The sequence below is a fragment of the Pseudomonas sp. EA_65y_Pfl1_P113 genome (assembly GCF_963970525.1).
Taxonomy (GTDB): domain Bacteria; phylum Pseudomonadota; class Gammaproteobacteria; order Pseudomonadales; family Pseudomonadaceae; genus Aquipseudomonas; species Aquipseudomonas tritici.
The window spans coordinates 191,053-205,182 of the sequence record NZ_CAXAQM010000006.1; the positions used below are offsets into that span (position 1 = coordinate 191,053).

General features: G+C 60.9%; 13 protein-coding genes. 7 read left to right on the forward strand and 6 right to left on the reverse strand.

Annotated features, from left to right (window positions below; translation table 11 throughout):
* Positions 1–27 precede the first annotated feature (27 nt).
* The gene (locus AACY52_RS08605; RefSeq protein ID WP_049711418.1) at positions 28–441 is read right to left on the reverse strand and encodes a membrane lipoprotein lipid attachment site-containing protein; all 414 of its coding nucleotides are present in this window, start codon (positions 439–441) and stop codon (positions 28–30) included.
* 199 nt (positions 442–640) lie between these two features.
* On the opposite strand from AACY52_RS08605, the gene AACY52_RS08610 reads away from it, so the two are divergent.
* Entirely contained in the window at positions 641–1,519 is an 879-nt protein-coding gene (locus tag AACY52_RS08610; RefSeq protein WP_339416852.1) for a DMT family transporter, read from the forward strand.
* Positions 1,520–1,532: 13 nt separating this feature from the next.
* On the opposite strand, the gene AACY52_RS08615 is transcribed toward AACY52_RS08610, so the two are convergent.
* Positions 1,533–2,867: an MFS transporter gene (locus tag AACY52_RS08615; protein ID WP_339416851.1), complete on the reverse strand. Its 1,335-nt coding sequence runs from the start codon at positions 2,865–2,867 to the stop codon at positions 1,533–1,535.
* Between the two features lie 210 nt (positions 2,868–3,077).
* On the opposite strand from AACY52_RS08615, the gene quiC reads away from it, so the two are divergent.
* Positions 3,078–4,979, forward strand: a complete 1,902-nt coding sequence (quiC, locus tag AACY52_RS08620; RefSeq protein WP_339560419.1) for a 3-dehydroshikimate dehydratase QuiC — start codon at positions 3,078–3,080, stop codon at positions 4,977–4,979.
* Between the two features lie 78 nt (positions 4,980–5,057).
* Positions 5,058–5,699, forward strand: a complete 642-nt coding sequence (locus tag AACY52_RS08625; RefSeq protein WP_339416847.1) for a TetR/AcrR family transcriptional regulator — start codon at positions 5,058–5,060, stop codon at positions 5,697–5,699.
* Between the two features lie 52 nt (positions 5,700–5,751).
* Here the strand turns inward: AACY52_RS08625 and AACY52_RS08630 are convergent, their stop codons facing one another.
* The 4 genes from AACY52_RS08630 to AACY52_RS08645 form a co-directional block, all read right to left on the reverse strand.
* The gene (locus tag AACY52_RS08630; protein WP_339416845.1) at positions 5,752–6,606 is read right to left on the reverse strand and encodes a shikimate dehydrogenase; all 855 of its coding nucleotides are present in this window, start codon (positions 6,604–6,606) and stop codon (positions 5,752–5,754) included.
* Positions 6,603–7,052, reverse strand: coding sequence for a type II 3-dehydroquinate dehydratase (gene aroQ, locus AACY52_RS08635; RefSeq protein ID WP_065873640.1), 450 nt, complete (start codon positions 7,050–7,052; stop codon positions 6,603–6,605). Before aroQ ends, AACY52_RS08630 begins: the two co-directional genes overlap by 4 nt.
* A gap of 283 nt (positions 7,053–7,335) precedes the next feature.
* A complete protein-coding gene (trmA, locus tag AACY52_RS08640) occupies positions 7,336–8,415 on the reverse strand; it encodes a tRNA (uridine(54)-C5)-methyltransferase TrmA (RefSeq protein WP_339436768.1) in 1,080 nt (359 codons plus the stop codon).
* On the reverse strand, positions 8,412–9,707 hold the full coding sequence (locus tag AACY52_RS08645) for an NCS2 family permease (RefSeq protein WP_339416840.1): 1,296 nt from the start codon (positions 9,705–9,707) through the stop codon (positions 8,412–8,414). The genes trmA and AACY52_RS08645 overlap by 4 nt, the downstream gene beginning before the upstream one ends.
* A gap of 173 nt (positions 9,708–9,880) precedes the next feature.
* Between AACY52_RS08645 and AACY52_RS08650 the strand changes: the two genes are divergently transcribed.
* From AACY52_RS08650 to AACY52_RS08665, 4 genes are all read left to right on the forward strand, one after another.
* Positions 9,881–10,327 (forward strand): DUF4879 domain-containing protein, encoded by a 447-nt coding sequence (locus AACY52_RS08650; RefSeq protein WP_339416839.1) that lies wholly within the window; start codon positions 9,881–9,883, stop codon positions 10,325–10,327.
* Positions 10,328–10,423: 96 nt separating this feature from the next.
* The gene (locus tag AACY52_RS08655; RefSeq protein ID WP_339416838.1) at positions 10,424–10,930 is read left to right on the forward strand and encodes a 2Fe-2S iron-sulfur cluster-binding protein; all 507 of its coding nucleotides are present in this window, start codon (positions 10,424–10,426) and stop codon (positions 10,928–10,930) included.
* Positions 10,927–11,916 (forward strand): xanthine dehydrogenase family protein subunit M, encoded by a 990-nt coding sequence (locus tag AACY52_RS08660; RefSeq protein ID WP_339560420.1) that lies wholly within the window; start codon positions 10,927–10,929, stop codon positions 11,914–11,916. Before AACY52_RS08655 ends, AACY52_RS08660 begins: the two co-directional genes overlap by 4 nt.
* Entirely contained in the window at positions 11,913–14,096 is a 2,184-nt protein-coding gene (locus AACY52_RS08665) for a xanthine dehydrogenase family protein molybdopterin-binding subunit (RefSeq protein WP_339560421.1), read from the forward strand. The genes AACY52_RS08660 and AACY52_RS08665 overlap by 4 nt, the downstream gene beginning before the upstream one ends.
* Positions 14,097–14,130 lie beyond the last annotated feature (34 nt).

Consider the following 14,130-nt stretch of genomic DNA (forward strand, 5'->3'; position numbering starts at 1 on the left):
GATGACAGTGTTTGATTATGGTCGTTATTAGCGGCAATAGCCTTCGCCGGTATCGACAATCAGGCAGTCCTTTTTATCCGCCAGCCATTTCAGCCCGGTGGCGGCACCGTCGCCAGCCCGCAATAGCTGTGGACCGTCGGGGCGGGTGAAGGCGATGCCGTCTTCGGCGGCTTCACCCTTGAAGGTGCCTGAGTCGTCGGCGTCGAGGCCGTATTGCATGGTGAGGATGTAATGACCACGGCCAATGCTGTCGTCCTTGGCGATGGTCAGGTTGAGGCCTTCGACGCCGATCCACTTGCCGACCCATTTGTCGGTGGGCGGGGTCTCTGGCACCAGGGTGGCCTGCACCGAAGCCGGGGCAGGTTTGGGGGCTTCCTTGGCTTCTTGATTGCAAGCGGTGAGCAGGGCAAGGGCAGACAGAACAAAGAGGGTTTTTTTCATAGCGGCAGGGCCTTGGTTAAAAAGTGTGCAACACGGCAGTCAACGTGCAGCGTTGGACTCGAATCCCGTGATTTAGTGCGCTGTTCGCACGGTGTTTGGTTATGCTCTAGGGGCAGACTCCGGCCCGGCTGCTAGATTACCGGGTTGAGCGCTATTTCATTAAGTGCACAGTGTTCAGCCCGCCACGCAAGAGAACTCAATGACCGTCAGTACTCCTCTATCCGGCGTCAACCACCCTTTCAAAGGCATCCTGCTGATTGTGCTGGCGACGTTTCTGTTTTCCAGCCATGACGCCTTGTCCAAATACCTGGCGGGGTTCTACCCCGTCGTGATGGTGGTGTGGGTGCGTTACCTGGTGCATACCTTGTTGATGGCCGGCATCTTCCTGCCGCAATCAGGCCTGCGCGTATTGCGCAGCAAACGACCGGGGATGCAGGTGGTGCGGGCGCTTTGCCTGTTGGGCACGAGCCTGTTTTTTACTGCGGCGCTGCATTACATCCCGCTGGCGGAAGCCACGGCGGTTAACTTCCTCGCGCCGATCCTGGTGACGGCACTCTCGGTGCCGCTGCTCGGCGAGCACGTGACGCGCGGCCAGTGGCTGGCGGTCATCTGCGGGTTTGTCGGCGTGCTGATCATCATCCACCCCGGCGGCGAGCTGTTTACCCCGGCCGTATTGCTGCCGCTGTGTTCGGCGATGTTCTTCTGCTTCTACCAACTGCTGACGCGCATCCTGAGTAAAGTCGACACCCCCACCACCAGCAACTTCTTTGCCGGCCTGTGCAATACCTTGGTGATGAGTGCGATGGTGCCGTTCTTCTGGCAGGTCCCGACGCTGTGGCATGGCGTGTTGATGCTGGCCCTGGGCACTTGCGGGATGACCGCACACTTGATGCTGACCCAGGCGTTCCGCTTCGCGGCGCCAGCCTTGTTGGCGCCGTTCGGCTATTGCCAGATCGTATTCGCGGGGTTGTTGGGCTGGCTGGTGTTCAACCATACCCCCGACTTGACCACGGTGGTCGGCATCGGGGTGATCTGCATGAGCGGGCTGGCCGCTGCCTGGCAGCAGCGGCGCAGATAGCTCAGGGGGAAGCTCAGACGTCTACGGTAGGAATTCTGCGCGGCGCCATGAAGTACATCCAGATCAGCGCAATGAAGTACATCGCCGGGATCAGCGTGAACAACACGGTGTAGTTATTGTTGGTCACGGTAAGGATGTGGCCGACGATCTGAGTCATGAACATACCGCCGATGGCCGCGCACATGCCGCCGAAACCAAACACCGTGCTCATCATGTGCTTGGGCGTGTAGTCCATCACCAGGCTCCAGATGTTGGCGGTCCAGGCCTGATGCGCACCAATCGCCAGGGAGATGGCAAGCACGGCGACCCACAGCTGGCTGGAGCCGGCAGCCATGATCACGCTGACGATGCAGCAGGCAAACAGCAGCATCGACAGCAGCCGCGCCTTGATCGAGTTCATGCCACGGCCGATCAGGAATGACGACAGAATCCCGCCTCCCACGCTGCCGAAGTCGGCGGTCAGGTAAATGATGATCAGCGGGATGCCCATCTGCGTGACGTTGATGCCCAGGTTGTATTGCTGATTCAGGAACGGCGGCAGCCAGTACAGGTAGAACCAGAACACTGGCGCGGTCAGCGCGTAGGCGATGGCGAAGGCCCAGGTGCCGCGCATGCGCAGGATACGGCTGAAGGGGACGCCGGGTTGTTCCGGTTCGATTTCCCGTTGCACGTAGTCCAACTCGGATTGTTTAACCGTCGGATGGTCTTCCGGGTTGTAGTACTTCAAACCCCAGAACACCAGCCAGATCGCGCCAAGTGACGCCATGCACAGGAACGCCGCCTGCCAGCCCCACACCTGCAGGATCAACGGCAACAGCATCGGCGTCATCATCGCGCCCACGTTGGTGCCGGCGTTGAAGATACCGGTCGCCACTGCACGCTCACCGGCCGGGAACCACAGGCGCGTGGTTTTGACGCACGCCGGGTAGTTGGCGGCTTCGGTGAGCCCGAGGATGAAGCGACACACCATAAAGCCTACCGCCGAAGTGGCCAGGCCGTGGGCGCCCGTCGCCAGGCTCCACAGCAATACCGCGCAGAAGAACACGCGTTTCACGCCCACTCGGTCGATCAGTCGGCCCTGCAGCACAAAGCCGATGGCGTAGCCGACCTGGAACCAGAAGTTAATGTTGGCGTAGTCCATCGCCGTCCAACTCATCTCTTTGGCGAGGATCGGCTGCATGACGCCTAACGCGGCGCGGTCGATGTAGTTCAGGGTGGTGGCGAAAAACACCAGGGCCAGCATGCCCCAGCGCGTTTTACCCACGGCCAAGGCGCCGCGGATCTTGTCGCCGATGCCGGCGTGCGGGGTGCCCGGGCGCGCGGCCAGGGCGGAGTTTTGCAGAGGCATGAGGTCGTACCCGTTTTTTGAAATTTTTATGGTGTGTTCTGGGTCTGTTGCGTCATTGATGGTGCGCAGTGGCTAAAAAATCGTCAATTCGCCAAACCGGCATAGTGTTCGATAATCGCACTAAAAACTAACCGGTTCGTACATTTTAATTGCTGCGTGTAGGCTGGGGGCGAATAATTTGCTGCAAACAACAATTTCCGGGAGTCGCCCATGCAACGTTCCATCGCCACTGTTTCCTTGAGCGGCACCCTGCCGGAAAAGCTCGAAGCCATTGCCGCCGCCGGGTTTGATGGGGTCGAAATCTTCGAGAACGACTTGTTGTACTACGACGGCAGCCCCCGTGAAGTCAGGCAGATGTGCGCCGACCTCGGCATTGCCATCACCTTGTTCCAGCCGTTTCGCGACTTTGAAGGCTGCCGCCGCGACAGGCTGGCGCGCAACCTGGAACGCGCCGAACGTAAGTTCGACTTGATGCAAGAGCTGGGCACCGACCTGGTGCTAGTGTGCAGCAATGCGTCGGCCGACTGTGTAGGTGACGAGCGCATTTTGCTCGATGACCTGAGCCTGTTGGCCGAACACGCCGGTCGCCGTGGCCTGCGCATCGGCTATGAAGCCCTGGCCTGGGGCAGGCATGTGAACACATGGCAACAGGTGTGGAACCTGGTGCGTCAGGTTGATCACCCAAACTTGGGCGTACTGCTCGACAGCTTTCACACCCTGTCCCTCAAAGGCGACCCGAGTGCCATTGCCGAGATCCCCGGCGACAAGATCTTTTTTGTACAAATGGCCGACGCGCCGATCCTGGCCATGGACGTCCTGGAATGGAGCCGACATTTCCGCTGCTTCCCCGGCCAGGGCGAATTCGACCTGGCGGGGTTCCTCGCGCCGATCATCAAGAGTGGCTACACCGGGCCATTGTCCCTGGAAATCTTCAACGACGGCTTCCGCGCCGCGCCCACCCGCGCGAATGCGGCGGATGGCCTGCGCTCCTTGCTGTACCTGGAGGAGAAAACCCGCGAACGCCTGAAGCAGGAAGCACCGGTGCAACCGGTCGAGATCCTGTTTGATACCCCGGCGGCCAGCGAATATGACGGTATCGAGTTCCTCGAATTCGCTGTCGATGAAAGCCTTGGCGCCAAGCTCACCCATTGGCTCGAGCGCCTGGGCTTTGTCAAGGCCGGGCAGCATCGCTCCAAGAGCGTGAGCCTGCTGCGCCAGGGTGATATCAATCTGATCCTCAACTGCGAACCCTATTCTTTCGCCCACAACTTTTTCGAGGCCCACGGGCCGTCGTTGTGCGCCACCGCGATCCGGGTCAAGGACAGCGCCAAGGCGCTGGAGCGCGCGGTGGCCTACAAGGGCCAGCCGTATCGCGGCCTGGTCGGGCCCAACGAGCTGGAATTGGCGGCCGTGCGCGCACCGGATGGCAGCCTGATTTACTTGGTGGACCCCAGCGAAGGCACGCTGTACGACACCGACTTCAACCTGCAAACCGCTTCGACGGCCAGCGGAGGCCTGTTGCGTATTGACCATATGGCGATGGCCCTGCCGGCCGACAGCCTCGACAGTTGGGTGCTGTTCTACAAGAGCCTGCTGGATTTCGAGGCCGATGATGAAGTGGTGTTGCCCGATCCTTACGGCCTGGTGAAAAGCCGTGCATTGCGCAGCCGTTGCAGCTCGATTCGCCTGCCGCTGAACATCTCCGAGAACCGCAATACCGCCATTTCCCATGCCCTGTCGAGCTATCGCGGCTCGGGCGTGCACCACATTGCCTTCGATTGCGCAGATATTTTCGCCGAAGTGAGCCGCGCCAAGGAGGCGGGGGTGCCGCTGCTGGATATCCCGCTCAACTATTACGATGACCTGGCGGCACGTTTCGATTTTGACGAGGAGTTCCTCAGCGAGCTGGCTTACTACAACGTGCTGTACGACCGCGACGCCCAGGGCGGTGAGTTGTTTCATGTGTACACCGAGCCGTTCGAAGGGCGGTTTTTCTTCGAGATCATCCAGCGCAAGAATGGCTATGCCGGCTACGGTGCGGCCAATGTGGCGGTGCGCTTGGCGGCAATGGCCAAATCGCGCAGCGGTGCGGTTCGCCAGGCGCGTTTATAACGACGGGTCCGGTGCTTTCTTTCAGGCCGCATCGCGGCCCATAATCACGGCCTGCACAACACTGGCCGTGAGCGCACCATGACCTCCGAGGCACCCCGCAAGAGTCGTAAGAACAACCCGGAAAAGACCCGCGAGAACATACTCCAGGAAGCCATTGTGGAGTTTGTCCAGCAGGGCCTTTCCGGCGCTCGCGTGGATGCGATCGCCGAGCGCATCCACACCTCCAAGCGCATGATCTATTACTACTTCGGCAGCAAGGAGCAGTTGTACGTCGAGGTGCTGGAGAAGCTTTACGGCGACATCCGCACTACCGAAACCCAGATGAACCTCACCGCGCTGGAACCGCGCGAAGCGATCCGTCGGCTGGTGGAGTTCACCTTTGATCACCACGACCAGAACGTGGATTTCGTGCGCATTGTCAGCATCGAAAATATCCACAATGCCGAGTACGTGAAGCGCTCGGATGCGATCAAGGCGATGAACAGCAACATTCTCGAAGCGCTGGGCACGACGTTGCGTCGCGGGGCCGAGATGGGGGTGTTTCGCGAGGGGCTGGAGCCGCTGGACGTGCACTTGCTGATCAACTCGTTCAGCTTTTACCGTGTGTCCAACCGCCATACGTTCAGTGAGATCTTTCAAATTGAGTTGTCGGATGAAGCGATTAAACAGCGGCACCGGGACATGATTTGTGACTCGGTGATGCGCTATTTGCAGGTTTGAGTCCATGCGAGGCTCGAGGCTGAAATGCAAGCCCCACATTTGGATTCGGTTCCTACAGTGAAACGTTCATGCTCTGGAAGTGCGCCAACATCCGTTGCGCATCCGGCACTTCCCCACTGAACAACTCAAACGCCTTCACCGCCTGAAACACCGCCATGTTGCCGCCATCCAGCGTGCGGCAGCCCAAGGCGCGGGCGTCGCGCAGCAGCTCGGTCTCGAGTGGGAAATACACGATTTCCGCGACCCATAACTCAGTGCGCAACAGAGCGACCGGCACCGGTGTGCCGGGCAGCTTGGCCATACCCATCGGCGTGGTATTGACCACGCCGTCGGCCTCGGCCATCGCGTTCTCCAAGTGGTTGCCGACCTGGGCCCGGCCAGCACCGAAACGTTGCGTGAGGTTATCCACAAGGTCGCGGGCGCGATTGGCGTCCACGTCGAAAATGCTCAACTGCTCGACACCTTCCGCCAACAGCGCGTGGGCCACCGCTGCGCCCGCACCGCCAGCGCCCATCTGCACCACACGTTGGCGCGCCACGTCATTCAAGTTGCGCCGAAACCCTTCGGCGAACCCCAGGCAATCGGTGTTGTGGCCGATACGTTTGCCGTGCTTGAACACCACTGTATTGACCGCACCGATGCCGCGGGCCTCGTCGGACAGTTCATCGAGCAGCGCCAGGATCGCCTGTTTGCACGGATAGGTAATGTTCAGCCCGGTGAAGTGCATCAGCTCGGCGGCATGCAGCAGGTCGGGCAGGGCGTTGATGTCCAAGTGCAGGGGCTCAAGGTCGATCAAGCGATACAGGTAGCGCAGGCCTTGGGCGTCGCCTTCGCGTTCATGCAGGGCCGGCGTGCGGGAAGCCTGGATACCGGCACCGATCAGGCCAGCGAGGATGCGCGGTTTCATCGGGCCGATCCTTTTAGCAGATGGCTGAAATGTTCCAGGGCCAGGTGGTAGCCATGGCTGCCGAACCCCGCCAGCACTGCCTTGGCGATGGGCGACACAAAGGAGTGATGGCGGAACGCTTCACGGGCATGCACGTTGGACAGGTGCACCTCAATCACCGGCACCTCACTGGCTACCAGCGCGTCGCGAATGGCTACGGAGGTGTGGGTCCAGGCCGCAGGGTTGATCACGATACCGGCGCAACGGGCGCGGGCGCCGTGGATCCACTCGAGCAATTCGCCTTCGTGGTTGGTCTGGCGAAATTCGATTTTCAGCCCGAGCTGTTCGGCGCTGCGGCCACACAGCGCGGCGACGTCGGCGAGGGTTTCATGGCCGTAAGTGGCGGGCTCGCGGGTGCCGAGCAAGTTGAGGTTGGGGCCGTTGAGCACCAGCACGATGGGCGGCATTGAGGGTTTCTCCACAGTTCTTGTTAGTTGTGTGGATAAAATGTACTGGTTAGTTAATTTGGTCAATTGATGGCGGCGGATGTGTTCGATAATCGAACCGTTAATCAGACACGTCGTACAGTTGAATCGGATGGGGTATCAATTGAGCGTCATTCTCGACAGCACTTAAGATGCCGCCCGAGCCAATGGCAAGAAGGGCGGACGGCCGCGCAAGAAGGTTTTAGAGCCCAGCGATTCTACGGATGCATGAAAAACCACAGGAGATTGTGGGTGCCTGGCAGATTTATCTGCGGGTCAGCAGAACCCCGGACTCCATATGGTGCGTCCACGGGAACTGGTCAAACAGCGCGCATTGGGTGATGCGGTGCGTGTCATGCAGTTGCGCGATGTTCGCCGCCAACGTCTCCGGGTTGCAGGAGATGTACAGGATGTTGTCGAAGCGTCGGGTCAGTTCGCAGGTGTCCGGGTCCATGCCGGCGCGCGGCGGGTCGACGAACACGCTGCCGAACTCATAGCGCTTCAGGTCGATGCCGTGCAGGCGGCGGAACGGGCGCACTTCGTTGAGCGCTTCGGTGAGTTCTTCAGCGGAGAGTCGCACCAGGGTGACGTTATCCACGGCGTTTTCATCGAGGTTGCTCAGCGCCGCATTCACTGAGGTCTTGCTGATCTCGGTGGCCAGCACTTTGCGCACGCGGGTTGCCAAGGGCAGGGTGAAGTTGCCGTTGCCGCAGTACAGCTCGAGCAAATCATCCGGGCGGTCACCCAAGGCTTCGTATGCCCAGTTGAGCATCTTCTGGTTCACCGTGCCGTTGGGCTGGGTGAAGGCGCCTTCGGGTTGGCGGTAGCTGAAGGTGCGCCCGCCAACGTCGAGTTTTTCCACCACGTAATCATGGCCGATCACATCGCGCTTGCCCTTCGAGCGGCCGATGATGCTCACGTTCAAGTCGGCAGCCAGCTGGTTCGCGGCGGTGTGCCAGTGCTCGTCCAACGGGCGGTGATAGCACAGAGTAATCATCGCGTCGCCGGCCAGGGTGGTGAGGAACTCTACCTGGAACAGCTTGTGGCTCAGGGCGGCGCTGGCTTGCCAGGCGGCCTTGAGTTGCGGCATCAACTGGTTGATGCGGGCGCTTGCGATGGGGAACGCTTCGATCAGGATCGGCGTGCGCTTGTCGTCCTGGGAAAACATTGCGTAGTGGCGCTCACCGCCTTCGCGCCACAGGCGGAACTCCGCGCGCAGGCGGAAGTTCTGTAGGGGCGAGTCGAAGACCTGTGGCTCCGGTGCATCGAACGGTGCCAGCAGGTCACGCAAGCGCGTGACCTTGTCTTGCAGTTGAGCGGTGTAGCGTGCGGCGTCAAAAGTCATGCGTTGAACCAGCCCAGCTTGATCACGAACAGAATCGACAGAATCACCAGCGCCGGGTTCAGCTCACGGTAGCGGCCCGAAAGCAGCTTGATGGCGGTCCAGGCGATGAAACCGAAGGCGATGCCGTTGGCAATGGAGTAAGTGAAGGGCATCGCCAGGGCGGTGATCACCACCGGCGCTGCAACGGTAATATCGTCCCAGTCGATTTCGGCCAGGCCCGACGTCATCAGTACGGCCACGAACAGCAGTGCTGGTGCAGTTGCGAAGGCAGGTACGCTGGCGGCCAGTGGCGAGAAAAACAGCGCCAGCAGGAACAGGATCGCTACCACGACGGCGGTCAAACCGGTGCGGCCACCTGCGCTCACGCCGGCAGCCGATTCGATGTAGCTGGTAGTCGTTGACGTACCCAGCAGCGAACCGGCCATGGCGGCGGTGCTGTCGGCGATCAGCGCACGGCCCATTTTCGGCATGTGGCCGTCCTTGCCCATCAGGCCCGCGCGCTTGGCGACGCCGATCAGGGTGCCGGAGTTATCGAACAGGTCGACGAACAGGAATGCGAAGATCACGCTCACCAGGCCGATATCGAGCGCGCCTTTAATATCCAACTGCAGGAAAGTCGGGGCCAGGGACGGCGGCATTGAGGTCACGCCGCCGAACGGGGTGACGCCCAGCAGGATCGACACGATGGTCACTGCCAGGATGCCAATCAGCACGGCTCCGCGTACCGCCAGGGCTTCCAGCGCAACGATGAGCACGAAACCCAGGGTGGCGAGGATCGGAGCAGGTTGCTTCAAGTCACCCAGGCCAACCAGCGTGGCCGGGTTGGCAACCACAATCCCGGCGTTGTGCAGCGCAATCAGCGCCAGGAACAGGCCGATACCCGCAGCAATCGCCGAGCGCAGGGGCAGGGGAATGCTGTTGATGATCCACTCACGGATACGAAAGATCGACAGCAGGAAGAACAGCACCGCCGAGATAAACACCGCACCCAGCGCAACCTGCCAGGTATGGCCCATGTGCAGGACCACGGTGTAGGTAAAGAAGGCGTTGAGGCCCATGCCCGGCGCGAGTGCGATCGGGTAGTTGGCGATCAGGCCCATCACGGTCGAACCGATGGCGGCCGCCAGGCAGGTCGCGACGAATACCGCGCCCTTGTCCATGCCGGTCTCGCCGAGGATGCTCGGGTTCACGAACAGGATGTAGGCCATGGCCAGGAATGTTGTGATGCCCGCGAGGATCTCGGTGCGCACGTTGGTGTTGTGTGCCTTGAGTTGAAACAGCTTTTCCAGCATGCCTGCTCCCTGTGACGCTCTGTGGCGTCGTGATTTGTTGACCTCTAAGTCAAAGCACAAACTGCGCCAAGCGCCTGTGGTTTCAGAGAGGATCGGAAAAAGCGGCGCATCATACCAGCAGCCGAGGCCTTGAGGCATACTGCGACGACGTTTAAACGAAGGTCACCCGCAGCATGAAAAACGCCAAACCGTGGAGTCTAGTCCTGATCCCCTGTATCAGCCTGTTGCTCGGCGCAGCACCGGCGTGGGGCGCGACTGCACCGCCCTTGAGCGAAGTGCGTGTGTTCAAGGTCGAGTCGGCGAAGTGCAGCGAGACCATTGCGGAACGTGTAAACACTACCCAGATGTGTGAGCACCGCGGGCCCACCCGGGTTTCTGTGATGGAAGTCGGCCTGGGCAACAACCCCATGGGTCGCTTCAATGGTGCTGAGTTGAATGGCCAGCGCACGGCGGTTTGCCAGGTGGGCAACATCAGCGAAGCCTGCACGGGGGCCGGCACATTGATGGGCTACATCTATGTGTTTGACCTGAACGTCGAAGCCCAGGGCTGGTTCCAGTACAGCAACTCCTCGATCAACCCCCCGCGAAATACCTTGACCACACAGCTCAATATCCGCTGATCAATCACCTTGAACGCTCAATACCCTGGGAAGTCGTACCCCTGAGACGGCGACTTTCCTGAACGCCGCGGATGTAGACCAACCCGTGAGGTGTTTATGAGCGCGACCCCCAATGGCGCGGCGACCCAACCGTTCGCCAGCCACTCCATATGCCTGAGGCTAAACGGCCAGGATCGCCAGTTGGATGTGCTGCCCTGGACCACACTACTCGACCTTTTGCGTGAGCAGCTCGACTTGGTGGGCAGCAAAAAAGGCTGCGACCACGGCCAGTGCGGCGCCTGCACCGTATTGCGCGATGGCAAGCGGATCAATGCCTGCCTGACGCTGGCGGTGATGTGCGACGGTGCCGAACTCACCACCATCGAGGGCCTGGCCAACGGCGACCAACTGCACCCGATGCAGCAGGCGTTTATCAAACACGATGCCTTCCAATGCGGTTACTGCACCCCTGGGCAGATCTGCTCGGCCGTCGGCCTGGCCAATGAAGGTCGGGCCCACGACACGGCGCAAATCCAAGAGCTGATGAGCGGTAACCTGTGCCGCTGCGGGGCTTACAGCAATATTCGCGATGCCATTGAAGACGTAGTGGGAGGTGAGCAATGAATCCCTTCCACTACAGCAAGCCTGAGGATGTGCAAGAAGCGGTTCATCTGAGCAGCGCCGCGTCGCGCTTTATTGCCGGTGGCACCAACCTGCTGGACCTGATGAAAGAAAACATCAGCCGCCCCGAGCATCTCATCGATATCACAGGATTGCCGCTCAATGACATTCAGGAGACTGCCGGTGGCGGTCTGTTGATCGGCGCGTTGGTGAGCAACGCCGACCTGGCCTGGCACCCGCTGATCGAACAACGTTACCCGCTGCTGTCCCAGGCCATCCTGGCCGGCGCCTCGCCGCAACTGCGCAACATGGCCAGTACCGGCGGCAACCTGTTGCAGCGCACCCGTTGCTACTACTTCTATGACGCTACCGTGCCGTGCAATAAGCGTGAGCCCGGCAGTGGCTGCCCGGCACGCACCGGTTTGAACCGTATTCACGCGATCCTCGGCGCCAGTGAACAGTGTGTCGCCACCCATCCCTCCGACATGTGCGTCGCTTTGGCAGCGCTGGAGGCGAGGGTGCATGTAGAGGGGCGTGGCGGTTCGCGAATCATTGAGTTCGCCGACTTTCATCGCCTACCGGGTGATGCGCCGCAACGTGACAACCAATTGGCCGACGATGAGCTGATCACCGCCATCGAACTGCCTGCCGATCACCTGGCAAACCATAGCAATTACCTGAAAATCCGTGACCGTGCCTCCTATGCGTTCGCCCTGGTGTCTGTGGCTGCCGCGCTTGAGCTGGACGGCGACACCATCATCGACGCGCGCTTGGCCCTTGGCGGCGTGGCCCACAAACCCTGGCGTGACCGCGTGGTGGAAGCCGCACTGATCGGCCAGGTTGTTAGCCGTGAAACCTTCAGTAACGCCGCCGATGCCCTGTTGCAAGACGCCGAGCCGCTGCAGCACAACGGCTTCAAGATCAAGCTGGCACGCCGGGGGGTTATTCGCGCCCTGAGCGACGCCGCTGTTGCAGGAGAACGCCCATGAGCGCTATCGGCAAACCCTTGGACCGCGTTGACGGTCTGCTCAAGGTCACAGGCAAAGCGCGGTATGCCGGTGAGTTTCCCGAAGAAGGCCTGCTGCATGGCAGCGTAGTGTCGAGCACCGTGGCCAAGGGCCGGGTGCTGCGTATCGACGCGACCAAGGCGCTGGCGCTGCCGGGTGTGGTGGAGGTTATCCATCACCTCAATCGGCCAACAATCGCCAGCTACGATGATGCTTTCCAGGACGATGATGCGGCCGACGGCTCGCCGTTTCGCCCGCTGTACAACGATCGCGTACTGTACAGCGGCCAGCCACTGGCGCTGGTGATCGCCGATAACCTCGAGCTGGCGCGACATGCCGGCTCCCTGGTGGAGATCGAGTACGAAACCGAAGCCTTTGAAACCGACTTGCTGGCCTTGCAGGAACAAGCCTACGCCTCGCCGCAGACTCCGCCCAAGCCGCGCGGCAACTTCCAGGCCGAATGGATCGGCGCTGCCGTCAGCCTGGATCTGCACTACAGCACCCCCATCGAACACCACAACCCGATGGAGCCCCACGCCAGCACCGTGCTGTTTCAGCCGGACGGCACGCTGCACATCCACGACAAGACCCAAGGCCCGCAGAACTGCCAGGCCTATGTGCAAAAAGTCTTCGGCCTGGATAAAAGCCAGGTGCGTGTCTTCGCGGCATTTGTCGGCGGCGCCTTTGGCTCGGGCCTGCGCCCGCAGTATCAATTGCCGCTGGCGGTGATGGCGTCCTTGGCGCTCAAGCGCTCGGTGCGGGTCACGCTGACGCGTCAGCAGATGTTCACCTTCGGTTACCGCCCACGCACCTTGCAGCGTATGCAGCTGGGCGCCGCCGCCAACGGCCGCCTGCTGGCACTGGGGCACACCGCGATTGGCCAGACGTCGCGCTTCGAGGATTTCAGTGAGCATGTGGTGGAGTGGAGCGGCATGCTCTACCACTGCGATAACGTGCAGCTTACTTATAAGTTGGTGCCACTGGATGTGTTCACGCCGCTAGACATGCGTGCACCTGGGGCGGCCCTCGGGGTGATCGGCCTGGAGTGCGCCATGGACGAACTGGCCTGCGCGCTGGGGATGGACCCGGTGCAACTGCGGCTGATCAACTATGCCGAACGCAATCAGAACGAAGACAAGCCCTGGTCGAGCAAAGCCCTGCGCGAGTGTTACCGCGAAGGCGCCGAGCGTTTCGGCTGGCACCCACGCAACCCGGAACCGCGCAGCATGCGCGACGGCCGCCAGTTGATCGGCTGGGGCATGGCCGGCGGCGTGTGGGAGGCCATGCAGATGAAGGCCAGCGCCAAGGCGCGTATTGATCCCGAGGGCAAACTGACCGTCAGCAGCGCCACCACCGATATCGGCACTGGCACCTACACGGTGATGACCCAGATCGCGGCTCAGGCCAGTGGCGTGGCGGTTGAGGACGTGGCCTTTGTGTTGGGGGATTCATCGTTGCCCACTGCGCCGCTGCAGGGCGGATCGTTTACCGTGTCCTCCGTCGGCACGGCTGTGCAGCAGGCCTGCGAAGCGTTGAATGCCAAGCTGTTGGCCGTTGCTCGGCAAACGTACCCGGTATTCAAGGAGGCCGAGTCCGTACGCTTTGAAGACGGCCAGTTGCATACCGGTGACGTCAGTGTGTCATTGGCACAGCTGGTCAAGGACAGTGGCGAAGACGCGTTGGCGGTGCAGGTCGACAGCGAGCCCGACAAGAAGCGCGAGGGGTTTGCTACCGCTACCCATTCGGCGGTATTTGTCGAGGTGCGTGTGGATGAAGACCTGGGCACGATCAAGGTCAGCCGGGTGGTCAGCGCGATTGCCGCCGGGCGCGTGGTCAACCCGAAGATGGCGCGCAGCCAGATCCTCGGCGGGGTGGTATGGGGTATCGGCATGGCCCTGCACGAAGAAACCCAGATCGACCATCAATTGGGGCGTTACATGAACCATAGCCTGGCGGAGTACCACATCCCGGTAAACGCCGATATCGGCGAGATTGACGTGGTGTTTGTCGAAGAACGCGACGATATCGTCAACGCCCTTGGGTCGAAGGGGGTTGGTGAGATTGGTATTGTGGGCGTAGCGGCGGCGGTGGCGAATGCGATTTATCACGCCACTGGGAAGCGGGTGCGGGCGTTTCCGATTACTTTGGACAAAGTGCTCTGACGCAATCTCCTACCCACTGAAGATCAAGTGTGGG